The sequence below is a fragment of the Polyangium sorediatum genome, from assembly GCF_029946465.1.
Classification (GTDB): domain Bacteria; phylum Myxococcota_A; class Polyangia; order Polyangiales; family Polyangiaceae; genus Polyangium; species Polyangium fumosum.
On the sequence record NZ_JARZHI010000014.1, the window covers coordinates 63,596 to 89,841 of the forward strand.

23 protein-coding genes and 1 pseudogene are annotated in these 26,246 nt (G+C 67.9%); 15 read left to right on the top strand and 9 right to left on the bottom strand.

Annotation, left to right across the window (positions count from 1 at the left end; all coding sequences use genetic code 11):
- Nucleotides 1–65: 65 nt before the first annotated feature.
- On the bottom strand, nt 66–1,055 hold the full coding sequence (locus tag QHF89_RS17995; RefSeq protein ID WP_136936506.1) for a helix-turn-helix transcriptional regulator: 990 nt from the start codon (nt 1,053–1,055) through the stop codon (nt 66–68).
- Between the two features lie 113 nt (nt 1,056–1,168).
- Here QHF89_RS17995 and QHF89_RS18000 point away from each other — a divergent pair, with 113 nt between their 5' ends.
- Nucleotides 1,169–1,624, top strand: coding sequence for a GFA family protein (locus tag QHF89_RS18000; RefSeq protein ID WP_136970728.1), 456 nt, complete (start codon nt 1,169–1,171; stop codon nt 1,622–1,624).
- A gap of 307 nt (nt 1,625–1,931) precedes the next feature.
- Here the strand turns inward: QHF89_RS18000 and QHF89_RS18005 are convergent, their stop codons facing one another.
- Nucleotides 1,932–2,579: a LysE/ArgO family amino acid transporter gene (locus QHF89_RS18005; RefSeq protein ID WP_136970727.1), complete on the bottom strand. Its 648-nt coding sequence runs from the start codon at nt 2,577–2,579 to the stop codon at nt 1,932–1,934.
- Nucleotides 2,580–2,606: 27 nt separating this feature from the next.
- Complete coding sequence (locus QHF89_RS18010) at nt 2,607–3,536, bottom strand: fatty acid desaturase family protein (RefSeq protein WP_284720634.1); 930 nt, start codon at nt 3,534–3,536, stop codon at nt 2,607–2,609.
- Between the two features lie 459 nt (nt 3,537–3,995).
- Here QHF89_RS18010 and QHF89_RS18015 point away from each other — a divergent pair, with 459 nt between their 5' ends.
- From QHF89_RS18015 to QHF89_RS18040, 6 genes are all read left to right on the top strand, one after another.
- On the top strand, nt 3,996–5,399 hold the full coding sequence (locus QHF89_RS18015; protein ID WP_136970725.1) for a ferritin-like domain-containing protein: 1,404 nt from the start codon (nt 3,996–3,998) through the stop codon (nt 5,397–5,399).
- A gap of 52 nt (nt 5,400–5,451) precedes the next feature.
- A complete protein-coding gene (locus QHF89_RS18020) occupies nt 5,452–6,918 on the top strand; it encodes a LodA/GoxA family CTQ-dependent oxidase (RefSeq protein ID WP_136970724.1) in 1,467 nt (488 codons plus the stop codon).
- 24 nt (nt 6,919–6,942) lie between these two features.
- Complete coding sequence (locus tag QHF89_RS18025; RefSeq protein ID WP_136970723.1) at nt 6,943–8,067, top strand: FAD-dependent oxidoreductase; 1,125 nt, start codon at nt 6,943–6,945, stop codon at nt 8,065–8,067.
- Nucleotides 8,068–8,236: 169 nt separating this feature from the next.
- Complete coding sequence (locus tag QHF89_RS18030; protein ID WP_136970722.1) at nt 8,237–10,417, top strand: cytochrome c peroxidase; 2,181 nt, start codon at nt 8,237–8,239, stop codon at nt 10,415–10,417.
- Between the two features lie 402 nt (nt 10,418–10,819).
- Complete coding sequence (locus tag QHF89_RS18035; RefSeq protein ID WP_136970721.1) at nt 10,820–11,908, top strand: hypothetical protein; 1,089 nt, start codon at nt 10,820–10,822, stop codon at nt 11,906–11,908.
- Nucleotides 11,905–12,465, top strand: a complete 561-nt coding sequence (locus QHF89_RS18040) for a GNAT family N-acetyltransferase (protein WP_284720635.1) — start codon at nt 11,905–11,907, stop codon at nt 12,463–12,465. The genes QHF89_RS18035 and QHF89_RS18040 overlap by 4 nt, the downstream gene beginning before the upstream one ends.
- 91 nt (nt 12,466–12,556) lie before the next feature.
- Here the strand turns inward: QHF89_RS18040 and QHF89_RS18045 are convergent, their stop codons facing one another.
- Entirely contained in the window at nt 12,557–13,261 is a 705-nt protein-coding gene (locus tag QHF89_RS18045) for an alpha/beta hydrolase (RefSeq protein ID WP_136970719.1), read from the bottom strand.
- Between the two features lie 126 nt (nt 13,262–13,387).
- Entirely contained in the window at nt 13,388–14,233 is an 846-nt protein-coding gene (locus QHF89_RS18050) for a GlxA family transcriptional regulator (protein WP_342763963.1), read from the bottom strand.
- 275 nt (nt 14,234–14,508) lie between these two features.
- Between QHF89_RS18050 and QHF89_RS18055 the strand changes: the two genes are divergently transcribed.
- Nucleotides 14,509–15,387 carry an enoyl-CoA hydratase/isomerase family protein gene (locus QHF89_RS18055; protein WP_284720636.1) on the top strand — a complete coding sequence of 293 codons (879 nt, stop codon included), beginning with the start codon at nt 14,509–14,511 and terminating at the stop codon, nt 15,385–15,387.
- A 141-nt stretch (nt 15,388–15,528) separates the two neighbouring features.
- Here QHF89_RS18055 and QHF89_RS18060 read toward each other — a convergent pair whose 3' ends face one another.
- On the bottom strand, nt 15,529–16,392 hold the full coding sequence (locus tag QHF89_RS18060) for a hypothetical protein (RefSeq protein ID WP_136970716.1): 864 nt from the start codon (nt 16,390–16,392) through the stop codon (nt 15,529–15,531).
- Nucleotides 16,393–16,578: 186 nt separating this feature from the next.
- Nucleotides 16,579–17,154: a hypothetical protein gene (locus QHF89_RS18065; protein WP_136970715.1), complete on the bottom strand. Its 576-nt coding sequence runs from the start codon at nt 17,152–17,154 to the stop codon at nt 16,579–16,581.
- A 213-nt stretch (nt 17,155–17,367) separates the two neighbouring features.
- Between QHF89_RS18065 and QHF89_RS18070 the strand changes: the two genes are divergently transcribed.
- The 7 genes from QHF89_RS18070 (at nt 17,368) to QHF89_RS18100 (ending at nt 25,310) form a co-directional block, all read left to right on the top strand.
- Nucleotides 17,368–18,390 (top strand): AraC family transcriptional regulator, encoded by a 1,023-nt coding sequence (locus QHF89_RS18070; RefSeq protein ID WP_136970714.1) that lies wholly within the window; start codon nt 17,368–17,370, stop codon nt 18,388–18,390.
- Nucleotides 18,391–18,493: 103 nt separating this feature from the next.
- Entirely contained in the window at nt 18,494–19,372 is an 879-nt protein-coding gene (locus QHF89_RS18075; protein ID WP_136970713.1) for a hypothetical protein, read from the top strand.
- Between the two features lie 267 nt (nt 19,373–19,639).
- Complete coding sequence (locus tag QHF89_RS18080) at nt 19,640–20,554, top strand: RNA polymerase sigma factor (protein ID WP_136970712.1); 915 nt, start codon at nt 19,640–19,642, stop codon at nt 20,552–20,554.
- Between the two features lie 138 nt (nt 20,555–20,692).
- Entirely contained in the window at nt 20,693–21,823 is a 1,131-nt protein-coding gene (locus tag QHF89_RS18085; RefSeq protein WP_136970711.1) for a peptidase associated/transthyretin-like domain-containing protein, read from the top strand.
- Nucleotides 21,824–22,497: 674 nt separating this feature from the next.
- Complete coding sequence (locus QHF89_RS18090; protein ID WP_136970710.1) at nt 22,498–22,980, top strand: hypothetical protein; 483 nt, start codon at nt 22,498–22,500, stop codon at nt 22,978–22,980.
- A 151-nt stretch (nt 22,981–23,131) separates the two neighbouring features.
- Nucleotides 23,132–23,527 carry a hypothetical protein gene (locus QHF89_RS18095; protein WP_136970709.1) on the top strand — a complete coding sequence of 132 codons (396 nt, stop codon included), beginning with the start codon at nt 23,132–23,134 and terminating at the stop codon, nt 23,525–23,527.
- 1,285 nt (nt 23,528–24,812) lie between these two features.
- Nucleotides 24,813–25,310 (top strand): hypothetical protein, encoded by a 498-nt coding sequence (locus QHF89_RS18100; protein ID WP_136970708.1) that lies wholly within the window; start codon nt 24,813–24,815, stop codon nt 25,308–25,310.
- An 8-nt stretch (nt 25,311–25,318) separates the two neighbouring features.
- Here QHF89_RS18100 and QHF89_RS18105 read toward each other — a convergent pair.
- Nucleotides 25,319–25,659: pseudogene (locus QHF89_RS18105) on the bottom strand (transposase); the annotation flags it as partial.
- Between the two features lie 131 nt (nt 25,660–25,790).
- Nucleotides 25,791–26,180 (bottom strand): H-type lectin domain-containing protein, encoded by a 390-nt coding sequence (locus QHF89_RS18110; RefSeq protein ID WP_136970707.1) that lies wholly within the window; start codon nt 26,178–26,180, stop codon nt 25,791–25,793.
- Between the last annotated feature and the right edge of the window lie 66 nt (nt 26,181–26,246).

Genomic DNA, 26,246 nt, shown 5'->3' on the forward strand with positions numbered 1-26,246 from the left:
TGGCGGACGTTGCGCACTGCTTGAAGAAGAACGGCACGCGCGCCGGGAGCGCTCGGCAGGGCCGCCTACCGCGCGCCCGCGTCCTCTTCTGTTGCTCCGGCCCGCCCCGCGGCCCGGCCGAGGCGCTCGGCCAGGCGGCGGAGGTGCTCGATGAGCTCGACTGGCTCGTGCACCTCGAACTCGAACCCCATGAACCCGAGGTGGAACGCGAGCGCCTCGAGGCTCCCGCCGCCGGTGTGGACCACACAGCGGTCGGGCGCGAGCGCCTCGACGCGCTCCGCCACGCCCGACAGCCGCTCCGAGACGGCCTGCGCTGGGGCGTGCACCGTCACGCGCGCCCGGAGCGGGTACGCGACGGTCGAGACCGACTTCGACACATAGGCGGCCACGTCCTCCGCGGGCAGGGGGCGCGGCTTGAAGCGCCCCGCCGTCTTCGGCCTGCCCTGGATGCGATCGACGCGGAACGTCCGCCATGCGCCTCGATCGAGATCGTACGCGAGCAGGTACCAGCGGCGGCTCGTGTGCACGAGCCGGTACGGCTCGACGGCGCGCACGCTCGCGGCGCCGCTATGGCTGCTGTAGTCGAAGCGCAGGACCTCGGCGTCGCGGCACGCGTTCGCCATCGCGGCGAGCGCGTCCGCGTCGACGGTGGGTCCGCCGTCGCCCAGCCGCACGCTCACGGCGTCGAGCGCGCTCACCTTGCGCCGGAGCCGCTTGGGGAGCACCTGCTCCAGCTTCCCGAGCGCGCGGACCGACGCCTCCTCCAGCCCCTTCACCGGTCCGGTCGCCGCCGCGCGCAGCCCCACGGCGACGGCGACGGCCTCGTCGTCCTCGAGGGGCAGCGGCGGCAGCTCCTTCCCAGCGCCGAGCTGGTATCCGCCGCCGATGCCGGTGGCCGCGTGGACGGGGTACCCGAGGCTCCGGAGCCGGTCCACGTCGCGCCGGACGCTGCGCTCGGTGATCTCGAGCTCGCGGGCCAGCTCCGCGCCCGTCCAGAAGCGCCGGGATTGCAGCAGCGACAGCAGCTTCAGCAGCCGCGCGGAGGTCTGGACCACGTACCACCTCTCTCCTTGCGGACCAAATCTGTCCGCAATCCAGTGTAGCTTCCTCTCCTCCCTCGGGCGAGGCGTCCAAAGGCGTCCCGCCCCCATCCCTGGAGCTACCGCCCATGAGCAACGCCGCTGCCGAGCACACCACGACGACCCCCGGCCCCCGGACCTACAAGGGAAGCTGCGTTTGCCGCGCCGTCCGCTTCGAGGCCGACTTCGACCCGAGCGCCGGGACGGGGAAGTGCAACTGCACGATTTGCGCGAAGACACAGTGGTGGGGCATCATCGTGAAGCCGAGCGCCTTCCGTCTGCTCGCCGGCGAGGAGGTCCTCGGCGACCACTCGCGATCGGAGGCCGGCCATGCCCGGTTCTGCAAGACCTGCGGCATCCGCGTGTTCGCGCACGGGCACCTCCCGATGCTCGGCGGCGATTACTGCTCCGTGAACCTGAACTGCCTCGACGACGCGGACCTCACCGGCGTTCCGGTGATGTACGTCGACGGGCTCCACAACACGTGGGCGCCGATCGGCTCCACGACGTACGTCGATCGGTTCTCCGCCGCAAAGGGGGCTTGAGCCGGAGCACGCCGCGGCGGTTGATCGAACGCGGTGTACGCGATCGTCTGCCCGGGCCGTTTGAGCTGATTGCCCACAGCGTCGTAAGCGTACGCCGCTCGTCGGGTAGGCCGCGCGCGTGCTCTCCGGGGCGGCGCGCGTCGATGCGCGCGCAGGGTGCGCCCGCGGAGCAGCTCCATGGCGTACCACGGCCGTCCGGCGTCCACGCCCTGCGCGAGGATCTGGACGATGCCGGGGTGGCGGAGGCGGCCGAGGGCGTGGATTTCGCGGCAATCGGGAGCAGCCGAGCTCCCGCGAGCGCAGGGGTTCAAAGGTTCTGACGCGCGGCCAGCATCGTCACGCCTTCGACGAGCAGACGAGCTGAAATGCCGAACATGACGAGGGCGATGAGGCTGTCGAGGACCTTCCAGGCGAGCGGCCGCTGGAAGACGGGCGCCAGCAGCCGCGCGCCATAACCCAGCGCGGTGAACCAGAGGAGGGACGCGAGCATCGCGCCGCCCGCGAAGAACGCGCGGGTCTCGAGCGGATAGCGGCCGGAGATGCCGCCGAGGAGGACCACGGTATCGAGGTAGACGTGGGGGTTCAGCCACGTGAGCGCCAGGACCGTCGTGATCGCCTGGCGCGCCGAACCACCTGCGCCGCTGCCCGACTCGAGGCTCGACGGCGAGAGCGCTCGGCGCACCGCCGAAAGCCCGTACCACGCGAGGAAAGCTGCTCCGCCGAAGGCGAGCACGGTGAAGATGCCCGACGAAGCGTTCACGAGCGAGCCGACGCCCGCCGCGCCGGCCAGGATCAGGCTCGCATCGCTGAAGGCGCAGATGGCGACGATGGGGCCGACATGCCGTCGCACGAGCCCCTGGCGCAGCACGAAGGCATTCTGCGGGCCGATGGCGATGATGAGGCTCGCGCCGAGCGCCAGACCCTCCAGCAAGGCGATGACGGCTTTGGATCCCATGCGTCTCCGTTCCGTGCAAAGGTGCTGTTAGCGGGTCGCGGCCCGCCCTGCAAGCCGCCGCTTCGGGCCCGCGAGGCGACCGCGGAGCAGCGCGACATAGAAGTCCCGGTAGCCCGCGTGGCAGTGCTCGATGTTCTGGCCGATCGCGCGGTGGAGGTCAGGAAGCCGATCCATTGGCAGACGGGGCATCATGTGGTGCTCCACGTGGTAATTGTTGCCGTTCGTGTACCAGTACATGAGCACATTGGACTCGATCGTCCGTGTGTTGCGGAGGACGTCTGTGGTGGAAGGGTCGCACTGGTAGTGCTCCGGCATTTCGATCAGCGCGTGCACGGGCATCGCGACCAGAACGAGCGGTAGCACCCAGACCACGAGAATCAGCGAAGCGTGCGTCGCGAACGACGCCGCGCCCAGCGTGAGGATGGCGAGCAGCATCACGATGTAGTCACGGCACATCCGCGCCGAGACCTCTGGGCGTTCCGAAGAGAATCGCCGCACGGCGAGGGCCCGCCACAGGTTCTTCGTGACGGCCAGGTAATGTCTCGGCATCATGAGGCGATCGAACCAGAGCCCGAGCGATGCAATGCGGGAGCCGCCTTCCCCGTGCGGGTCGCCGTAATCGAAGAATTCCTCGTTCGCCGGGGTGCCCAGGTGCTTGTGATGACGCAGGTGGGCCGCCTGGTAGCCTGCGAACGAGACGAGCATGGGCAAGCCCAGGAGGATGCCGACGATCTCGTTGAGCTTTCCGTTCCTGAACCCTTGCTTGTGCAGCGCTTGATGTTGCAGTTCGACGCCATGCGCGAACATGAGCCCCAGGGTGAGGACGCCGAGGATCTGCAGCACGAGCAGGTCCGATGTGGCGAGCCGAGCGCCGTACGCGACGAGGGCGAGGTAAATCGACACCTTCAGCAGAAACGTCACTTCGTTGGGACGGCTCTCGAGATCACGGAGCGACACGCCCCGCCTTGTCATGCCAACCTGGGAGCGCGACGGTGCCTCTGGATTCATCATGGGGTGATGTCCTGCGCGTGGGTGGAGTTTGTCCCGGAGGGTGTGTCGCGTCCGGCCCCGCTGGAGCGGCTGGGCACCTGCGGACAGGGCGCCCGGTCATCACGACCGGGGTCCTCCGTGCCACCCGCCCGCAGCATGGGTCGTGCCACGTGGCAGCGACGGCGGTCGCGCTGCTCGAAAGCCACGTTGTGCCTACGCGACCGATGAACTGGCCCGGCACGCGGTGGCAAGCAAGGGTTTGCGCATGCACGCAAGCTCCGCGGCGTCGCACCCCCGCTCGGTGCCTCCTGCGCGGCGAGATACGCGCCTTTCTCTTCCCGCCAACGCCCCGGGCGCGCCGGATGGTATGCGCCGTGCACCAGGGGCCGGCGGACGTCGACCTGCCTCGACGCCCAAGGAAAGGACATGATCGGGACCAAACGTATCTCCTGGGTCGGATCGAAGTTGCCAGCCATGATGAAGGGCGCCGCGGCCGAACGAGCGCCGACGGCCGCCCGCGAGGAGGCCACGCATCGGCTCCTCGAGGCGACCGGCATTCCGACCATCGCGGAGGCCACGACCCCCGAGGAGGAGGCCATCGAGCTGTTGCGGATCGCGGCCGGCGTCGAGCACGCGCTGATGGTCCAGTACCTCTATGCCGCGTTTTCGTTCCGCGACGCACGACATGATTCGTTCGCCAGAACGATTCGCACCATCGCCGAGCAGGAGATGGCGCATTTCGCCACGGTGCAGAACCTGCTGCGCGCCCTCGGGGCCGAGCCGTTCCTCGGGCGCCGCAACGACGGACCCCCGAGCGAGCTCGATCCCCTCCCGTTCCACCTCGAGCCCGCGAGCCGCGTCGCCCTCGCCAAATATGTCGCGCTGGAGATGCCTTCGCTCGATCTGGTCGCGCCCGAGCTGCGCCCCGAGGTCGAGGCGATCGTCGCCGAGGCGAACGACGCCGTCCCCGGCGACGTGCGACGGGTCGGCGCCATTTACCTGAAAATCTACTGGCTCTTCCAGGAGGGAGATGGGCCCGAGGGCCCGCTCGCGCTGACGCCGGCGATGGGCATGCCGGCTGGCTGGCACATCCGCGCGCTCCGGCCCAGGGACGAGGTCATGCCTTACCAGACCACCGCGGCCGAGTGGCGCGGCAGCGTGCCCAATTTCTACGTCGACCCCGTCGGCGATCGCGCGGACGCATTCAAGGCGCTCCACCGGATCATGGCCCAGGGCGAGGGCTTGCTCGACGACGACGATTCGCATTTCCACGCCTTCCTCGAGGGATATCGCAGCTTCGTGGCGGCTCCCCCGGGGATCCTCCCGGTCCCGACGAACCCGAGCCTCTCGACGGAGCCGCACGCAGACGCCGAGCGCGAGCAGAATCGCATCACCCATCCGCTGGCGCGCTTGTGGGCGGAGCTGTTCGACATCCGCTATCACATGCTCCTGATCATCCTCGGCCTTTCGCTCTCCACGCCGACGTCGGACCCGGCGCGTGAGACGTACGTGAACTGGTCGCTGGAGGAGATGAAGACCGGCATCGCGCGCGTGTCCCAGCACATCTCGCAGCTACCACGCAAGGAAGGCGGCGCGCCGGACGGGGACCGCGCAGCCCCCGCGTGGAGCGCCCCCGGCGTTTTGCCGTCGGGGAGAAACGAAGGCTTGCAACGCTTGAGGGAGCTCACGGCGCGATCGGAGCGCCTGCTCGCGCGGCTCGCCGAGGTCGATCAAAGCCTCGGGGTGAGGTCGCTCATCGCGAACCTCCGGAGGCTCGACAGCGCGCGCCGCGAAGGCCCATCCCTCCTTTCCGTCTTGCCCGTCGCTTGAACACGACTCTCCTTTTGAAATCAACATCCGAGAAGGACGAAAGAACGACACCATGGCAAAGGTTTACAAGATCCACCCTGGAATCGGCATTGCGCGCGTGGGCGACAGCGCCGAGGAATTCTTCCTCGGCCCGGAGATCCCGGGGCAGCGGGGCGTCGTGCCCACGCCGGGAGGGGAACGGCCGGTGACGCAATACAAGGACACGTCGGGCCGGGTGCTGCGGCAGGCCGCGCGGTTCCGCGTTTACGAATACGAGAGGACCGACGGGGGAGCCCTCGAGCTCCTGCGCGAGATCACCGCGGCGGAGGCGGAGGTCACCTGGCAGGTTCGTCTCGCCAACCGCAAGGCGGCGTCGATCGAGTATGGCGGCAACGATCGGCGAAACCCCAACGTGCCCGAGGATGATCTCGTGATCGCGCCTGTCTTCGCCCCGATCGCCGGTCCGAGACGAAGGGTCGTGGCGAGCCGCGCGGGTCGCTTCAAGGGGACCGACGTCTACCTGGGCGAGCTGCGCACCGACGCGGCCGGGCGGCTGCTCGTGCTCGGCGGCCGCGGTCGCTCGGCCTCCGTGCCCGAGGGCCAACCCGTCGGCAGCCCCTTCAACAACGATGGCTGGCACGACGATGTGTCGGACGGCCCGGTCACGGCGACGATCCGGTTCCCGAACGGCGAGACACGAGAGGTCGACGCGCCGAGTTGGGTCATCGTGGCGCCGCCCGATTACGCCCCCAATACCGGCGCGATCACCACCCTCTACGATATCGCGGTCCAGGCCGCGGTCACCGGTGGCTTCGCGCGTCCACCGGAGACACCCTCCTTCAAGCGGGACGTCCTGCCCATTTTGCGTCGCGCGAGTGGCCTGCGCTGGGTCCACGATTGGGAGCACTTCAATGACGTACCCCGCGACTACGAGGCGCTGTCGCGCAAGGGCGACCCCGCAGCCAGCGAATTGCGCCGAGCGGCATACCATTTCGTCGTCCACGCGCCCCTGGCCCAGTTCGAACTCACCAAGGTCCAGCTCGCGGTGCTCGAGGCGTGGCTCGCCGAGGACTTCGTCGACGACGCGTCCGCGCCCGACGAGCCCATGGCGATCACGCCCGACGGTCTCGATCGCGCGGGGCTCGATGCGTGCGTGGGCGGTGGTTTCCATCCGGGCATCGAGGCCGGCCAAAAGATGAAGACCGCGGCGATGTACGCCGAGCCCTGCCGCTTCACGACCGGCTCGTTCGTGAACGCCGAAGGCGAGCAGGAGACGCTCGTACCCGGCGCAATCACCGCGCGCATGGCCGTGCCGTGGCAGGCGGATTTCAACGCGTGCGGCAGCGGGTGGTGGCCTTCGCAGCGGCCCTCGTATGTGATGCGTGACCCGAACAGCGCCGCGCCCGACGTGTACTGGGATCGTGGCATCGGTTCCAACGAGGAGCTCATCGCCAAGTTCGGGCGGCTGGGGTTCGTCCTGCCGCGCCGGAATGCCGCCGGCGACGAGGTCTTCGTCGAGGCAGAGCGCGGCGATGTCTAGGGTGGAAAGGGCATAACGAAGCCAATGGAGCCCTTCTTCGACGTCACTGTCATCGGTGGCGGGCCGGCCGGATGCGCCGCCGCCATCAGGCTCGCTCGCGCCGGCCAGCGGGTGCTCGTGCTCGAGCGCGGGCGATACGAGCGCCTGCGCGCGGGCGAGACCCTGTCCCCCGAGGCGCGCGTGCCCTTGCAACAGCTCGGGATATGGGAGCGGTTCGTCGAAGAAGGGCACCTGCCGTCGCCGGGGACGGTGTCCTCCTGGGGGAGCGAAGCGCTGCACGAGAACGAGTTCATCTGGAGCCCCTACGGCCACGGATGGCACCTCGATCGATTGCGGTTCGATCGATTCCTCGCCGCGGAAGTGATGCGAGCGGGGGCGACGCTGCGCTGCGGCGCCCATGTCCGGTCCTGCGAGTGGTCCCAGGCAGGCGTTCGGCTCACCCTCGACGTGGACGGCCGCGTCGAGCGCATCCACGCGGAGGCCGTCGTCGAGGCGGCGGGCCGGTCCGGGCGCCGCATCGCCGCGCCGAGCGCGCGCCGGATCACGTTTGATCGACTGGTCGCCCTGGTGGGCTACGTCGAGGGCGGGAGCGAAGAGGACCCGCGCACGTCGATCGAGGCGACCCCGCTCGGCTTCTGGTATTCGGCCCGGTTGCCCGGGCAAACGCTCGTGGCCGCCTTCATGACCGACGCCGACCTCCTGCCGGGGCGCGGGCACGGGAGCGTCGACGCCTGGCAAAGGGCGCTCGCCGGCGCGCCGCGGACGAGCCTGCGGCTCGGCGGAGGCCGGCTCGCCGCCGCGCCGAAGGCCGCCCCCGCGGAGAGCGCGTGCTGGGACCGGGTGGCCGGCGAGGGCTGGGTCGCCGCGGGTGACGCGGCGTGCGCGCTCGACCCCTTGAGCGGCAGAGGCCTGTTCGAGGGGCTCTCGGCGGGCGTATCCGCGGCGAACGCGCTCTTGTCGGGCAGAGAGGCGATCGCCGCCCACGCGCGCGGGGCGCACGTCCGTTTCGCGGAGTACCTGCGGACGCGGGGGGCCACGTACGACGAGGAGCAGCGCTGGCCCGCGTCGCCCTTCTGGCGGCGCCGGCACGAGGCCTCTCGCGCGGCCGCCCGCGAGCTCCAGCAGATCCCCGGGCCCCCCCAGCCGTGACGCCCCCGCTGCGGCACGAGCGAGCCCGTCGTGAGGCGGAGCGCGCGCCGAAGCGCCGGTCGTGGCGCCTTGTCGGTCACGGGCGCCGCACCCAGGTTTGGGGCAGGCCGTGGGACATCCACCCCAGTCGGGGCGCACGCGTTCGTGTCGTCCGACGGGCCGCAAGATCATGGTCAGTCCGCATCTCGACGTCCCGCGACCGGGCGACATCGTGGCCGGAAAGTACCGGGTCGAGGGCACGATCGGGCACGGCGGGATGGGCGTCGTCCTCGCCGCGGAGCACCTGGCGCTCCGGCAGCCGGTCGCGCTGAAGTTGTTGCTCCCCCCTCACGGAGGCGCGGCCGAGGCCCACGAGCGCTTCCTGCGCGAAGCCCGCGCCACGGCGTCGCTCCAGAACCAGCACGTGGTGCGTATCCTCGACGCCGGCCTGCTGGAGACGGGCGTGCCGTACCTGGCGATGGAGCGCCTGCGGGGGCTCGACCTCCACGAGGTGCTCCATCGGCGTGGGCCCCTCCCGAGCGTCGAGGCCATCGACCGCTTGCTGGAGGCGTGCGAGGCCATCGCCGAAGCACACGCGCGCGGGATCATCCATCGCGATCTGAAGCCGGCCAACCTGTTTCTGGCCACGGGCGCCGACGGGGTGGAGATCGTCAAGGTGCTCGACTTCGGCCTGTCGAAGTGGATCGCCCCCGGCGGCCCGACGGAGGGGAGCTTGACGGACTCGAACGCGGTCATCGGCTCGGTCCCGTACATCTCGCCCGAGCTCTTGCGAGGCCTCAAGTGGGCCGACACGCGCGCCGACATCTGGGCGCTCGGCGTGACCCTCTACGAGCTCGTCACGGGGCAACGCCCCTTCGAGGCCTGCACCACGCCGCAGTGCCTGCTCAAGATCCTCGAAGCGCCGCCGATTCCCATCGACGCCTGGGGCACCGTCGTGCCGGCGGGCATCAACCGGGTGATCCTGCACTGTCTGGAGAAAGATCCCGAAGCACGCCCGCAATCGGTCGCCGAGCTCGCCCAGGCGCTCGAGCCGTTCGGCACCTCCGCGGCGCGCGGGTCGTTCGAGCGTATCCGCCGCTACCAGGCGAAGGACGGCCCCGTCGACCCCGAGCACGCGATCGTCGCCAAGCCCCCCTCCTCGGCGCGCGCCGCGGCCCTCCACGCGGACGACACCCCGAAGCCCTGGGTGTCGCCGGACGAGCCGCCACGCGCGCGCCCGAGCAGCGCCCCGCCCGTCTCCTCGACGACTCGACCGAGCGCGTCGATGGCCCAGACGCCCACGCCCGCGCTCGCCCTCGCCGAGCGCCCGAGGCGCTTCTCCTGGGCCCTCGCCCTCGGCATGGTCGTCGCCGCCGTGCTCGCGTTCTCGCTCTCGCGCGTGGTGCCGCGGCTCGACGTCATCGCGTCGGCCGACATCCTACCGGAGCGCCTCACGAGCTTCGCGCCTCTGCCTGCCGGGCCGACGGTGCCGCCCGATCCCACGTCCAAGGCGCAGATCCACCTGGGCCGGGTCCTCTTCTACGATCCGCGCCTGTCCAAGAACCACGACATCTCGTGCGCCTCGTGCCACCCCCTCGATACCTGGGGCGTCGACCGCAGGAAGCTCTCGCGGGGCAGCGACAACCGCGAGCCCCCGCGGAACACCCTGAGCGTCTACAACGTCGACGGGTTCTTCGCCCTCCTCTGGGACGGTCGCCAGGACAACCTCGTCGATCAGGCCAAGGAGGTGCTCCGATCCCCGAGGGCCATGGCGGCGACGCCCGAGCGCGTCGAGGCGACCCTCCGCGCCTCGGAAGGGTACCCGGCTGCGTTCGCCGAGGCGTTCCCCGCCCAGGCCGAGCCCGTGACGTTCGACAACGTCGCGCGCGCGCTCGCGGCCTTCCAGGCCACGCTGTACACGCGGAGCCGCTGGGATCGGTTCCTCGAGGGAGACAGGGCCGCGCTGAGCGACGAGGAGAAAGCCGGGTTCAACCGCTTCGTCGAGATCGGCTGCATCACCTGCCATTTTGGTCCCAACGTCGGCGCGACCATGTACCAGAAGGCCGGGCTCGTGAAGCCGTGGCCGGACACGAAGGACCGGGGACGCTACGAGATCACGCGGCGGGACGTCGACTGGATGGTCTTCCGCGTGCCGAGCCTGCGCAACGTCGCCGAGACGGGGCCTTACTTCCACGACGGCTCGATCTCCTCGCTGGAGGAGGCCGTGAAGATCATGGGCAGGCATCAGCTCGGGCAGGAGCTATCCGACAGGGACACTCGCCTGATCACGCGGTGGCTGGAGAGCCTGACCGGCGAGATCCCCCGCGACGCCGTCGATCTCGACGAGGCCTCCCGCGCGCTCTTGCCCTGAGCCGCGCCGGGCGAAGCCGCGACGAAGGCCCCGAGCGGCCGCTCGGGCGTAGCATGGGGCGCTCCAGGTCGAGGATTGCGTAGTCGCGCAAGGAACCGTCATCGCGGGTTCGCGTGCAGTGCCGAACCCCCGCATGAACCGACGCCGGATCCCGTTGGCCCGACCGTTGCAATCCGAGGCGCCCGAGAGGGCCTCAATGGACGACCCAGCCCGGTTCGATCCCTGATGGCCACGAGCCCGAAAGGAGAGGACGCATGAAGATCAAGAAACTCACCACCGTCACCGCCAGCACCTACAAGTATCCGTGAGCGAGACGCTCGTCACGACGACCCGCCCGGGGCGACCCGGGCGGGTCGCTCGCGCCGTGACACTGGTCCGTGCGCTGCATGCGCTGGAGGCATCATGTCGATCCACCGTGTCCCATTCGAAGGATTCTCCATCCTCTGCGAAGGGGACACTTTGCATTATTCTCTGCCGTGGTTGTCCATCGAGGCGGAGCTCGTCGGGCCCGACAAAGACATGGTCCTCGCCGGCGTCGCGCAGCTCCAGAAGCAGGATTACTTCGCGCCGGAGGCGCAGGACTTCCTCCGCCGGCTCGAGGACTACCCGGCGAGTTATGTGGCTCCGCGGCAGGGCCTCGAGCGGAAGGCTCCGCCGCCCAGGCGCCGAGAGCTGCCAGCCTGCGCCGCGCCGGCGGACATCCTGTCGCAGGTGGGCGCGCCCTACACGATGCACGAGTGGCTGTGGGACGCCGAGCGAATCGCGTCGCTCTCGCGGATCGAGCACGACGCCTTCGATCCGCTCTGCGCGGCTTCATACCTCGTCGGGAGGCGGCTCGAGTTCGAAGTCGCGACGGAGCCGTACCGCCGCGCCATCGAGCAGAAGCTCGACCGGCTCCGCCGCCTCGACGAGGTCGCGCTTTTCGACGTCGCCAAGTTGCTGATCCGGCAGACGCACTACATCACGATCGGGCTCCTGCCCACCGTGACGATCGCTGGCGCGGAGACCCCTCGACTCTCGGGGCCGCTCGAGGACTTCATGAGCGAAGAGCGCGGGCACGATGCCCTGATGGCACGGTCCTTATCGCACCTCGGCTGCGAGGATCCGGAGAGAATCCCGGTGTTACCCTCGACGAGCACGCTGATGCGGCTCTTCGCGTTCGCGGCCCGGCATTCGCCCATCGCCTTCGCGAGTTGCATCGGGATGTTCGAGGGCTCATCGTACCCTGACGGCGATCCCCTGGCGGAGCTCCTGGAGAAGACGTCGATCCCTGGCGCCGCGTTCGGCTACAAGGCCCATTTCGAGATCAACCGCGCGCGCGACCACAAGAACGAGGTCTTCAAGCTCGCCGCCGCATTGCCGCCCTCGAACCTGGCGGAGGTCTTGCTCGGCGTGCGCGTATTCGAGCTCGCCGCGCGGACGTCGCAGCTCATGGACATCGAGATCAACCAGGAAATCGACCGCGCGGTCAGCGCATGGTTCACGCAATGACGAGCCCAGCCCCCCCCGCCCCGTCCTCCGCGTTCCTCGAGTTTCGACCGCCGGCGGAAGACGACATGCCCCACCTCCTGGCGCTCCAGACAGAGGCGTCGATCATGCGCTATTATGGCGGGGTACAGGACCGAGCGAACATCGCCCGCCGGTTGCAGCTCGCCATGGAGCACGAGCGAAGGTTCGGCTACGGCCTGTGGAGCCTCTACGAGCGCAATACAGGCGAGTTCTTCGGGATCGGAGGCGTCATCCACTACGACTTCGATTTCGAGGCGGAGCTCGTCGAGCCCGTCGTTTGCCTGAAGCTCGAAGCGCAAGGGCGCGGATATGGCCGCCGGATCCTGGAGCTGCTCCATGTCTGGTGTCGCGACGCCGGCCTCCTGCATCGCGCGGTGTGCCGGGTCGAGATCGGCAATCGACGGATGTTGGCGCTCATGGATTCGTATAAAGGGCACCCCTCATCTCCTGTCGTCCGATGCCATTCCATGGCGGATGCGCGCTACACGTTTTACCGTGCTGGCAAGGAAGCGCCGGACACACCTGCGGATGTGCCGTGATTACATCGTGATGCTGCTTGCCGTCATCGCGCCGGGCGCGGCGTCGTTCGCGGAAAACCGCAGGAACCATACGAGCGAGCAGAAGGCCGCGCTAAGCGCTGCACAGCCACGGAAGCGCGTCGGCCAGTTCAGCCCGCCAAGGTTCGAACGCATGTGCTCCGTGAAACACGTGGTGCCTCACCTTGGCGCCGCTGGCTTTGAGCGCATCGACGGCGGATTGCACGCCGGCGACCTGCGTGAACTCCTGGCGCATTCCCGTGGGTGGATGGGTGGCGTTGTCCTCGAGCTCCTGGTCGCCGACGCTGAGCCAGTGGCGGGAGCTGATCTTTGGGAATGCGCGTGCGAGGCTGGCGAACCGTTTGCGTTCCCACCAGAAGGAGCCGGATTGGCTCAGCGCGGACGAAAAGACGTGGGGATGGGTCAGGGTCATGTGGGCGCTGGCGAGACCGCTTAGGCTGAGACCGCAGACCAGATTTCTCTCGCCGCGGAGGGGGCTCGCTCGGTTCCTGGCCCAGCGAACCAGGTCTTCGGAGATGAATCGAGCGAAGCGATCGTTGCAGACGAAGTCTTCGTGTCGCGACGGGGGGCCGTTGCTCGGAACGAAGGCGAAGGACATCTGCGGAATGCGTTGGCTCGTGATCAGCTCCTGGAGGATGGGCAGGGCGCCGACGCGCTCGAGATAGTATTCTCCGTCCAGGAACACGCAGAGCGGGTGCTCGGTCGCCTGGGGGCCGGCGATGAACCAGACGGTACGGGTGTAGTCTTTGCCTTCGACGACGACCTGCTCGGTGTTCATGGGCCGATTCTACGGAGCCTCGCGCTCGAAGAGAAGTGATCTTCCCCCGCTCCCGTGGACAAACCGCCGATCGACGCCATCGCGGCTTGCCGACCTTCGCGATGCTCCGACGGAACCCGTCCGCTCTCACGCTCGCTCGCGGAGCTGTCGAGGCGACTCTCCTGCATAGCGACGGAATACGCGGCGAAACGCCGCCGCGTCGGCGTACCCCACACGCTCCGCGATGTCGTCGACCGAGTCGCGGGTCGTCTCCAAGAGGTGCACCGCGCTGCGTATGCGCACCCGCTGCACGAAGGCCTGCGGGCTCGAGCCCACACTCGCCCGGACGCGCCGCGCGAGCGTCCGCGAGGAGACGCCCGCCGCCCTGGCCAGCTCCTCGAGCGAGATCTGACGACTCAGGTTCCGCACGACGAACGCCTCGAGCGCAAGAACCGCAGGATCGTTCGCGCGCAGATGGTCGAGGAGCATGTAGCGAGCTTGGGTGGGCCGCTCGTCCAATACCAGGTAGCGGCTGACCAGATGCGGCAATGACGGCCCGACCGTCCGCGCGACGATTGCGAGGGTGAGATCGGCGTGCGCGAGCGCGGCGCCGGCCGTGATCACTTCCCCTTCGTCGACCACCATGCGATCGGCCGAAACCGAGACCTCGGGGAAGCGCCGCGCGAGCTCGGAGGCGAGCCACCATGACGTGGTCGCGGACCTCCCGTCGAGCAGTCCCGACGCCGCAAGCACGAACACGGCCGAGCACGAAGCTGCCACCACCACCCCCTTTGCGCTGGCCTTTGCCAGCAGCACGGCGGCGCGTCGGAGCTCCTCGCGACCGAGCAACTCGTCCAGGGTACGTCCGCTCGCCGAGAACATGCCCGGGACCAGGACCACGTCCTGCGGGCGTAACGCGCGAAGGTTGAGGGCGCCGTCCACGGCGACCGTACGCCCCACCGAAGAACGAACCGGCGCGCCGTCGATCGACACCACCCGCTGCACGAGATCCCGCTTGCCGATCCGCACCGACACGCGACCTGACCGACTGAAGTGTGCAGCGGTACCGAGGATGTCGAGCGCGACGCCGAGCGATCCATCGGAGAAGCCGTCGAGGAGGAGGTGGACAAACATGTGGCTATTCTGGACCGAACGTTGTCAATCGCGCCACTGGCGCAGAGCGCCCGCGATTGCGATGGTGGTGCTGCGTCGGGCAACCCTGCCGGGCGCGCAAGAGGACCCACATGACACGAGAACGAGAGCCCGAAGTGAAGGTCGACGTAGAAGCCCACGGTGCCACCTTGGTGGCCCGCATCGACGCGGGGCCGCTCCAGGTGTTCGGTGCCGATCTGGCGCGGCAGCTGGAGGCCCTGGTGGAGCGCGCGGACACCGATCCCGACGTGCGCGCCGTGGTCCTCACCAGCACGCACCCCACGCGTTTCATCAGCCACGCGGACGTGAAGTGGCTTCAGGAAGGGGGGGCGCAGTACGTGGCAAGGTTGCGATCGAACGCCGCCGCCGACGCTCCGCCGCCACCGCCAGAGTACGTCGGACTCGACCGACTGCATGGATTGTTTCTTCGCATGAACGGTGCCGCGGCGGTGTTCGTGGCCGCGCTGGAAGGCGCCGCGCTCGGCCTGGGCGCCGAGCTCGCCTGGGCGTGCGATCTGCGTGTCATGTCCGACCGTGATGCGTTCATCGGTCAACCCGAAGTCCTGCTCGGGATCATGCCGGGTGGCGGCGGCAGCCAGCGATTGACCCGTCTGGTGGGCGTGCACCGTTCGCTGGTTGCCATTCTCGACGGCAAACCCTTCACGCCGGCGCAGGCGCTCGAGATCGGCGCGGTCGACGCGGTGGTGCCCAAGGACAGCGTGGTCGCCAAGGCAACCGCGCTCGCCGACGAGCTCGCCAAGCGCCACAAGCCGAGCATCGGCGCGATCAAGCGTTCGGTGTACTTCGGCGGCTCCCTCCCCCTCCCCGACGGCATCAAGCTCGAAGCCAAGGAGTTCCTCGGCCTCGATGTCGCGGAGGAAGGCCAGCGACGCATGCTCGCCTATCAGGCAGAGACGCTCCAAAAGGGCGAGCTGCCGCTCTACGTGCAAGGCGGCTACGAAGAGGCGCTGCGGGCGGGGCGAACCAAGGGCTGAGCAGGCTTGGGGAGCAACCAGCCAGCAGGCCCATGATCCTCCCCCGGATCAGGAATGCGTACCCCGAGGATATGCGTCGGTGCGCGACGGAGTTACGTGGGCGACAGCTCGACGAGGAGGAATGGCGGTTGCCGGAGGGCGTCAGAGCGGCACGTCGGAGGAGAAGTCCGGATCGTTCAGATCGAACATACCGACGAAGCCCGTCAGGATCTCGACGTTCTCTTCGAGTCGCCAGCGAGACACGCTCGAGGTGGCGACCTGCTGGATGGCCTCCCCCTCGTCGTCGTCGTCGAAGTCATACTCGAGGATGAGCCGCCGGAGCTGCGGGGCGGAGAGTGGTGGCAGGTTCGCGACCTGGTTCGCATCGAGCCTCAGGGCGGTCATGTGCGGGTGCGCATCGAGAGCGGCCTGGAGGACGGCTTGCTGCCCTATCAGGTCGAGGAACCAGATGCACAGGCGTCGGAGCCCGGGCAGGGGGTGGGAGGCGATGAAGGCGAGCCACTCCGGCGTCCTCACGGTCACATGCGTGAGCGCCTGCCACACGCCGCTGGACGCGAGAGACGGCTCCGGATCGCCGTCGAGTTCCACGGCCAGCTCATGGGAGGCGCGCCGCTGAGGGTCTGGCCCGGACCAGTCGATGAAGGTCCCGCCGCCCTCGTGGTACACAAGCCCCGGGACGAAAGGCAGAACCGGTGGCTCGCCTCGCTGGAAGGCGCGCACCACCGCCACCGCGAGCTTCGTGGGGAGTGCCGCGCCGGCGACGATCCAGACCGGATCCCCCCCACCGTCATCGCCCACCGTGTACCCACCACGGTCCGGCTGGACCGCACAAAGGACAGGCCCCTTGGGCCGCCGCAGACTGCAGTAATACTGGGGAGGCTCCCCATACACCGGCAGCACCACCAGCTCCTCGGAGCCCCGGCTGGTCTCGAACATCCCGCTGGCCAGCTCGGCCTCCAGTTCCAGGTCTTTCTCGCTCTCCACCCGTGCTTCGCCCTCGGACATGCTCTCGGCTGGTAGGACCCGCGACCCTTGTTGCTCATCGTGAAAGCATCCTGCCCGAGCCGGCCCGGCCGGCGCGGAACCGCCGCCTGCTGCATGGGTTTCGCGCGACGGTGCTACGCCGGTTCCGCTCCGCAGGCGCTTCGCTGGCCGCGAAGGTCAACCGCATGGCCGCCAGAGCCACGCGACTCAGGCGGAAGGCGTACCAGCCACGGCCTCGGCCGCCTTGCGCTGCAGGAGGGCCCGGAGCGTCATGTTCATCGGCACCATAGCCACGACCGCCAAGACCATCGAGCCGGGCATCGCGTCGAGATTGAGCGAGCGCGGCAGGGCGAGATCGGCAACGAGCCCAAGGGCGAACGCTGCGAGCAGGGTTCCGACCGTGAGCCCGAGGGCGATGACGAGGCGCTCTCCCATGCCCGATCGATGCTCGACGAGGTCCGCGGCGCGCGTTCCGACGTGGATGCCGAGGACGAAGGAGACCCAGTAAAAGGCGAGCTTGCCGAAGACGAACGCGCCGACGAGGAACACCACCGCTGCTGCGATCGCCGCCCCTTTCTTGGGGGCAATGGGTTTTCCTCCGAAACCGAGCGAAAGCGTCGCGACCGCGGCCACCGTGGCGGAGAAGCTACTCATCAGCCGAAACCAGAGGTCGAGGTCGAGCGGCATCAGCAGGTGCGAAACCGTCTCGTACACGACCTTCCAAGCCGCGAGAATCCCGCCCAACGATGCGCCGAGGACCCATCCGCGAACCTTGTTGCTCATCGTGAAAGTCTCCTGCCCGATCTGGCCCGGCCGGCGCGAACCGCCGCCCGCTGCATGGGCTTCGCGCGACGGAGCTACGCCGGTTCCGCTCCGCAAGCGCGTCGCTGGCCGCGAAGGTCAACTGCATGGCCGCCAGAGCTACACGACGATGGTGGGAGCAGGCCACCGGCGCAGGCGCTTCAACTTCCGACCTGACTCCGGTACGCTCGCCGTGTGGACTCGCCCCGCGGATCGATGACCTTGCCGCTCGCCCTCGCGATCGTCGAGGCCGCGGCCGCGCGTGGTGTGGCGCGCGGTTCTCTGCTCGAGACGCTCGGCGTCGAGGCGCACGACCTCTCACGAACCGACCTTCGTGTTCCCCTCGACAGGATCTTCGCCACATGGGAACTCGCCATGCGCACCACGCGTGACCCGGGGCTGCCCATCGCCGTGGGGAAGCTCGCCAGCGTGAGCCGTTTCGGCCTCCTCGGCCTTGCCTGTTACACGAGCCCCACGGCGCGCCACGCGATCGAGTGTGCGGTGCGCTATCACGAGCTCATCAACGATTCCGGCCGCTGGAGCACCGCCCCATCGTTCGGGGGCGCGACGGTGCTGTGGGAGCGTGATGGCGAACGGACGCTCGGGCAGCGCGTCGCGAACGAGCAGGCGCTGGCGTCGTTCGTCACGATCCTGCGCGAAGTCGTCGGTGCCGACGCCGCGATCTCGGACGTCTGCCTGCGAAGCTCGAAGCCATCGCGGACGTCCGCGCACGAAGAGCATTTCCGGGCTCCCATTCGATGGGACGCCAGCACATGGTCGCTCCGGCTGCCGGAGAGGCTGCTCGACCAGCGCCCGAGGGGAGCGGATCCCGTGCTCACGCAGTACTTCGCGCGCGAGACGCAAGCGGCGCTCGCGAGGCTCGCGGTCCCCGCTGGCATCGCGCGCGACGTTGCCAGCGCTATCCTGCACCTCCTGCCCGGCGGAATCCCGACGCTCGAGAAGGTGGCCGCGGGTCTCGGCATGAGCGAGCGCACCGCCCGACGCCGACTCCGGGCGGAGAGCACCAGTTACGAAGCGATCGTCGCTGCCGTGCAGCAATCTCAGGCACGCGCGCTCCTCGAAGCGGGCCTGTCCGTGCGCGAGGTGGCATTTGCGACCGGCTTCTCCGAGCCCTCGGCGTTTTCGCGCGCCTTCCGCCGCTGGACGGGCGAAAGCCCTTCCTCCTTGCGCCCGCGCGTCAGCCGGGTCGGACTCTGAGGCCGTCCTGCTCACTCGGTCGCTCCTTCTGCTCGGCGCCCTTTCTTGGACAAACGGGCCATGCACTTGACCGAGCAGGTCCTGCTGGGCTCTGATGGCACCAATGGCCGAACACGACCCCACCGCCCTCACGATCGAGTGGACCCTGGGTCTGTGCGCTTCGCGCGGCAGCGAGACAGTTGATGTCGCCGCCGGAGCCCGAGAGGGATTGCTCGTTGTCTCGGACGGGCCGGGCGGACACGGCACGGGGTGGCTCGGCGCGCGATTGACCGTGCGCGGGCTTCTGGCGCGAGGCTCGACCTCTGCCGCGGAGGCCAGGTTCGTGGGGGCCGCGGATGGCGCTCCGGACCTCGCGCGCTGGACGGGCGGGGTGGCACGAGCTGCCGACATCGAATACGAGAAGCACGCGGCGGACGCGGGGGATCGAGCGGCGCGTGAGCTCGCCTCCCTGTTTGCCGATATCGACAGGGAGCTTGCCGGTCCCCCGAAGCATTCCCCGGCCAGCCTCCTGGCCGGGTGCACCGCCACGCGACTGGACGGCGCTCGCGTGCTTGGAGCGCACGTGGGGATCGGGCGAGCGCTCCTCTTCCGGGCAGGCGCCGACCATTTCGAGAATCTCGTGGTCGAGCACTACATGCACCTCGTCGGAAATCGCACGCCGCAATTCCGCGACATCGACCCTGCGCAGATCCCGCTCAACATCATGGTCAACGGCCTCGGGGCACTCGCCTCATCGGGGGTCGGTATCGACCGATTCGCCGTCGAACTCGGCGCGGGCGACCTTCTCCTCCTATGCTCGCGGCGGCTCGACATTCCCGATGAAGAAGCGGCCCGAATCGCGAGGACGGCCTTGGACGACGGGGTTCCGCTCCACGAGCTCGCGCGAGCGATCGAGCGTCGCGCGGCGATGACGCCGAGCCCTTCGGACGTGGCCTTCGCGATTGCGCTGGCGCGACCGATCGAAGCCCCGCCTTCTCGGTAAAAAACCGTCCCTTCCTCCGACCCCACGGGTGTTGGTGACGTCAGGGGCTCGTGCGTGCGCCCTTCGAGTTCCTTCCGAAGCTTCCGGCGCTCGCCCTTCGGCAGCTCGCCAACCCCGCGGATCTTGGCTGGATTGCGACGGGGCGACGGCCAACTTGACGGGCCGAACGCTGATACGTTTGTACGGTAAAACGCCAGCTCGCCTAGCGCCGACGGGGCCGCGTCGATTTTCTGTTACCTCACGCTTCCCCGCGCGTTGTTTGTAGGCATGGGATCGTCCAAACCCGATTTACGCCGCCGACGCGCCGAGCTCCTCGGCTTGCGGCTCGATGTCCGGCGCATCGTCCGGAGCGACAAGGCGCGCACGCGCGACTCCGCGGACGACAAGGAACAGCAGGTGATCACCAACGCGCTCGGCGACCTCCCCAACTACGCCCCGCACCCGGACGGCATGAAGCCGTGGGTCGTGACGATCACGCGGAACGTAATGGGGACAGCGCGCCGGATCACGCGCCGGCACCAGCAGGTGTTCGAATCCGATGCTGGGCGCGTGGCCAAGTTCGCGACGTCGGAGCCCTCGCCCGAGCGCGCGGCGCAGTTGAAGCAGGCCCTTCACAAGGTGATGGATGCTATCGAAGACCTGCCCCCCTCCCAAGCCGCAGTCTTGTGGATGGTGTGCGTCCAAGGGCATTCGCACGACGAGGCCGGGGCGAAGCTGGGAATCTCCGAGGACGCGGCGAAGATGGCGCTCTCTCGCGCGCGCGAGACGTTGCGGGAGCGTTTCGGCGACGATCTCTTCTCCGTCCCGCCTCCCCTGCTCGTGCTGCTCTTCGACTGGTTTCAGCGACTCGGCCACCTGTGGGCGATGCTCATGGCCATGGTGTTCGCGTCGCTCGCGCTCCCGCCGCGCGGGCCTGACGGCGAGCTTCACGCCGTGGCCGCGGGCGCGGCGCGCGTCGTGGCAGCCTCCGCCACGGACGTCGCGCACGCGGCGACGGACGCCGCGGAGCCAGCGCCGTCGTTCGAGCACGCTGGTTCACCCGTGCCGGTCATGGAACCACCCACGCCGAAGAAGCAGACGCACACGCCGCGGCGTCCCCTCGTCGACAGCGACAAGCAAGGCCGCCCCACGAGCGGTTTGTCTGCGGACCCGAAGGGTTCGTCCGCGGATACGTCGCACTAGGATCCGAGCCTCCGGGTGTGCTAAAGATCGAGCCCCATGCGCGCGATCGTGTGCTGTTCGATCTTGCTTCTCGCGTCGCCCGCGGCGCGGGCGCAGAGCCGTCTCCCCAGCGCCACCGACGAGAGCCCCGAGGCGGACGTGGAGCTACGGTTCCAGGCGTTCGCGCAGCTCGCGGACCGCGAGCGCGCCGCGGGGCGGCTGCGGGAAGCTGCCAAGGCGTACCGCCAGGCGCTCAACGTGCGGTCCGATCCGCTCGTCTCGGGGCGTCTCGGGCTCGTGCTGGTCGAGGGCGGCAGGCCCGAGGATGCCGCCGAGCTTCTGCTCTACGCGCTCCATCAGGCCCCGGCGACGACGCCCGCGGAGCGTGCAGAGCGCAGGCGCTTCTTCGAGGCGCACGAGGTGGCGCGCGCTCATGGCTCGTGGGTCGAGATATTCGTCTCTCACGCGGGCGCGCGTGTGACGGTGGACGGCATTGATCGGAACGATGCGGGGCGTTCGGCCTTCTGGACGTTCGTGGCGGGAGGAGAGCACGAGATCCGGGCGACGCTCGACGGATTCGAGGAGGCGGTCGTGAAGTTCACGGCCGTGAAGGGGAAGGACATGAAGGTTTCCGTTCCCCTGACGGCGCGCGCGGAGGAGCCGGCGGTGTTCGTGCCGGAGAAGGACTCGACCGCGACGTTGCCGACCGTCGTGTCAGGTCCGGCGTTCACGAAGCAGGAAGACCCGTTCGCGTACGACGATCAGCCCAAGGAACCTGCAAACGCAGGCGAGAAAAAGGGGTTGCGCGGCTTCGTGGGGGCGGGGCCGGTGGTGGTGTTTGGCGTGGCTTCCTGGATGCCTGCCGTGGGGGCAACGCTCGCAGGAGGCGTGAAGCCCAACGATTATGTATCGCTCGGGTTGGAGGCACGTGCGGCATGGCTGACCACGGGCGTGGCGGACCGCCCCATCAGTGCGATGACAGCGGGCGGCATCGCGAGTGTGTGCGGGCACTACAAGTGGATCTTCGGCTGCGCCCTCGGGCATTTGGGCGTAATCAACATTGACGTCCCGAGTCAGACCTACAAGCCGGCATCCTACGTCAACTTTCGACCGGGTGGTGGGCTGCGGCTCGGAGGCATCATCCCAGTAGCTGGTAGCTTCGCTCTTGATGCTTCCGCCGACCTGCTCGCGCTCACGCGAGGACTCGGAATTGTTGTCGGCGAAACTATAATTTTGAAACAACCACCGATAATGATCGGCGCAAACATCGCCGGTCGGTTGGAGTTCTAGCCGTGCGATATGGCGTTTTTGTTGTGCTGACGGTCGTTCTTGGCGCATGCACCGCTCCGTATGAGTTCAACCGGGCGGAATGCGATCCGAACGCCTTTTTGCCATCCCACGAGTGTCTTGACGCTGGGACCGACGCCGGGACCGACGCAGAAGCCGGTCCCACCGAACCCGACGCGGGTCAATCGGCGTGTCCTGGTCGGTGCGTCCCGGTGCCCAGCGGAAACGCCGGCTACTGGTCGGAGGTCGCGGTCTCGCTCCTCGTGTACCCGCCAAACGCGATGGCAGAACCTCCGGAGTGTCCAGAAGGTGCCTCGGCTGAGAAATGGCGCCTCTTCGCGGAGCTCGACGCCCCTGCCGCCGCGTGCGAGCCTTGTGAATGCGGCCCCTCGACCGGCGCGTGCAAAGCCCTGCCGGAGAAGTTCGAGATCCGCGCGGGGGCGTGCGGGGAAAGCGGGGCTGCCAGCCTCCCTTTTGATGCTCCGGCCGGTTGGGATGGCTCCTGCACGAGCGAAAACGCCCTTCCGGCCGGTGCCCAGTGCGGCGCGGAGCCGTGTGCCCAGTCTGTGTGGGTTTCACCGCTCCCCGGACCGACCAACGAGGAGGGGTGCAGCCCCAAGAGCGAGACGCCTGCTTTCACCAAGACGAGGGAGTGGAAACTCGCGGGCGTCGCGTGCATGAACAACACGGATGATGACGCCTGCGCCCCGAAGGATGCGGGCACGCGGTACTGCGTGAGTGATCCCGGGCCCGGCTTTCTCCAGTGTGTCGTTCGTGAAGGCACCGACGTGCCCTGCCCGGACAACTACAACTGGGCCCGGTACGAGATGTACCCCGAGGATGCCGTCATCGACGAGCGCGCCTGCGAGGCGTGCGAATGCGGGCCGTCCGAGGGGAGCGCATGCACGGCATCGGTACACCTCTATGAGGGTCCGGTCTGCTCCTCTCAATCGGAGCAGTTCGGCATGTTGTCTCCCCATGATCGGTGTCTGGACACGGTTCCCCCGGGGCACGCACTCGCCGGCAAGGCGATCACCGACCTCGAATACGTGTCCGGCACGTGCGCCGCGACAGGCGGAGCGCCGAAGGGCGAGGCCAAGAAGGACATGACGAGAGCCGTCACCTTCTGCTGCCTCTACCCGTTTTACCTCATCAACTGATACCCGCCTCTCGGGTACGACACTCTCCCACAAAACGACAGCGCCCGAGTTACCTCGTGCCCGCTCGCCCATTGTTTGTCTCCTGAAGGGGCGAGCATCTCGCTCCCTTTCGACACAAGCGACCCGCAGAAGGGGGCGAGGAGAGAGCAACATGAGCACGAAAACCACGAGCAGCACCCATAAGGCCGACGAACCTGCGGAGTTGGCCACGGCGTTTGCGCTCGCCAGCGATGGCATTCTCTATTTCGCGTTCGAGAACGCTCCGCCGCCGGGCCGTTCGGTGTTCGTGGGCTATGCGCTGCGTGCCGACGAGGCCCATACGTTTGGGGTCGGGGGCTTGCTCCTCTGGGCGATCGTGCATCCGCTCGCGCTCGGGAGCGATGGGTGCATTTACGTCCGAGAGGGGCTCATCGACGCCGAGGGGCGAGACGTCTTCCGGGGCTTCGCCGCGACTCCCGAGGAAACAACCCGCGCGGCCGAGGAACTACACCGTATCGCGTCCAATGTCGTCGTCGAAGTCTTCGCGCGCAAGCGTGCCGCGGCATAGCCTGGTGCGAATCACGCCGGCTGTCTTTCAAGCTTGGGGGGCGAAACGGAAGGCAGAGGATCTGTCTTGGTGGCTCTGCGAGGTCACGCGTAGTACCACGCCCTTCTGGTTCGTTCGCCAGCAGCCGATGCGCTACCTGTCGATGCTCCGGTGTTTCTTCGAGAAACGGGACACCGACGAATCGGCCCACAAGGTCTGGAAGTCTGGCGTCACGAGCGAGCGATGCGTCACTTCCAGCGGCATCCCCTCGTGGCGCTCTCATTCCGGGGCGTCTCGGGCGCGTCAATTCGAAAATCCCATCCGAAATGGGGTCGCGCACGATCCGCCGGAAGATCATGCGGTCGACCGGAGATAGCCGCGGATGATGACGTAGGTAAGCATGCTCCGCGAAGCTCGCGCGAACAACCCGTTCTGCGTCGCCCACGCCGGTGAAGATGCTCTGGTCTGGGCTATGGCCGCCGTGATGGGTTGTGGCCTCTGGATTGGCAGACAAGATCGCGTTTGGCATGGTCTCCCGTGCGGTCCGCCAGGGGCGGCCGCCGTGGCATCGTCTCGGCGTTGATGCGATCGGTCGCAGGAGGCATGGCGGAGTCAGCCTCAGCACATAGATGCGCAGCGCGGGCGGGAGCGTGAACATCAGGACCTCTCCGTCTCACGCAGCAAGCCGAGAACGCGCAGCAAGGTAGCAACTCACGTCGGGAATTTGACCAAGCGTATATCTGCGAAGGAACATGGGGAAGCTCCTGGTAGGACCATGCCGCCGATTCCCCCGAAGAAGCTCGACGATCTAGCGAGAGAGCCGAGGCTGCTGGCGGCGCAGCCGCGGGTGCCGCCGGCAGCGACGGTCGCAGGGAGAGGCCTGCGACCGCACCCGGCCACGGTGGCGCGGTCGAACGCCCCGCACCCGGCCACGGTGGCGCAGCCGAGGAGGCCGTTCGGGAGCCAGCCACCGAGCTCGAGCAGCGTGACGCAGCCAAACTTGCCGCGGCGTTGTTCGGGAAAGGCGCCACCGCCGCACGCAGCGACGGTGGCGCAGCCCAAGGTGCCCCACGCGGCGACGGTGCCGCATGCCGCGGGAGCGGGGAAGGTGCCGCCGCCTCATCCAGTGGCCGCTGGGCGGCTCGCCGGGGCTGCCGGAGCGCCGCCTTCGGCGGGTGAAGGCGCAGCACAACCGTTGCTGGCGACCGTTGCGACCCTCGGCGCTATGGCCTGGAGCACATTCTACTTGCGAGAGCACTTGTTTGGCAGCTCCGAATTGCCACGCCGGGGCAAGCGGAATGACGACATGATCGACGAGGTGGCCAAGGACTACACGCCGAAGCAAGGGTTGAGCGTCGTTCAGCGGACGAGGACGCGGATCGTTTGCACATTCAAGAACATCCTGACGGTGAGCTACGATATATCGACCGCGACGTTCTCCATCGGAGAAATCGAGAGACCAAAGAAGGTCAAATATCATGCGAGCGACATCCTCGAGTTTGCTTTCAGGAAGATTGAAGCCTACCACAACCAGGGGACCTTGCCGCTCAGAACGATCGAGGGGGCCGGCATCATCAATCAAGGCACCGCTTGGATTACCAATATCCCAGGCGTCGAAACCCTCTCGTCGCTGGTGTCGGGTAGCCTGTCCGTGGACGTCGGGAGGCAGACTCCGCTCGGAAAGATGATCGAGCATTTCTTGGCGGACTACCATCCAGAGTTGTTCATGACGAGCATCGTCGTGCAGGGAGGGCCGCGATCGAATGCGAAGAATACCGTCGTAACACTCGAAGAGAGGGCCTAGAACTCATCTTATAAACCGTCCAGGAGCCTCCTGATGAACAGGACGATGCATCCGAGGTGGACGAAGCCGCGGAAGTTGTGGCGTTCGTATCGTACCCAAATGCGGCAGAAGCTCTAGAGCCAGGCGAAGAGGCGCTCTACCTTCCAGCGGAGCTTGTATCGGCGGAGCGGGCGGAGGTCTTGGGTAGGGCGTTTGCGATTCGATCGATTGGGCGCAATCAGCTCGATCCCCCGCTCCTCCGCGGCCACGTGTCGAGCGCGTCGCTGTCGTAGGCCTTGTTGCCGATGAGGCGCTTGGGGAGCTGGGCGAGGAAGCAGTTATCGCGCGTTCGCTCGACGAGCGTGACTTTTTGGCGCTCACGAACGTCCGTCGATGAACGCCTCACTCAAATCCATCTCCTCGGTCAGCCCGGCGAAGAAGTGCTCGACGAGGTTCAGCCAGGAGACGCCTGTCGGCGTGAAGTGGACGTGGAAGCGGCCGTCACGGACTATAAGCCACCCAGCTCACCGTCGCGCCGTATACCACGGAGTCCGCCCAGGTCCCGTAGCGGAGGTCGAAGCCGCTGGGCGTTACGTTTAACGCTTCGACACCCAGACGAACACTTGTCGGCGTGGTAGCGGAATCCAGGCCACTGATGGAAACAATGACTGTCGGGGCCGTTGCGAACACCGCGGAGAAATTGATGTGCTGCACAAACGTGCGCAATCCGTTTTCAGTATACAAAGCCCATGCGCCCGCATTTACGGTGTAATTATTGGGGATTGTGCCGCTCTGAATCGTTGTCGCTTCAGCATATGTCGGCGCACCAAGAAGCATCGCCGCAACAACCAGACTCAGGACATGAGTAACAACGCCTATTCTTCGCTTCATGACCCTCCGTTATAGGTACAATCCTGTTCACTCGTGTGCACATTTCAATGAGCAACATGTGAGCGA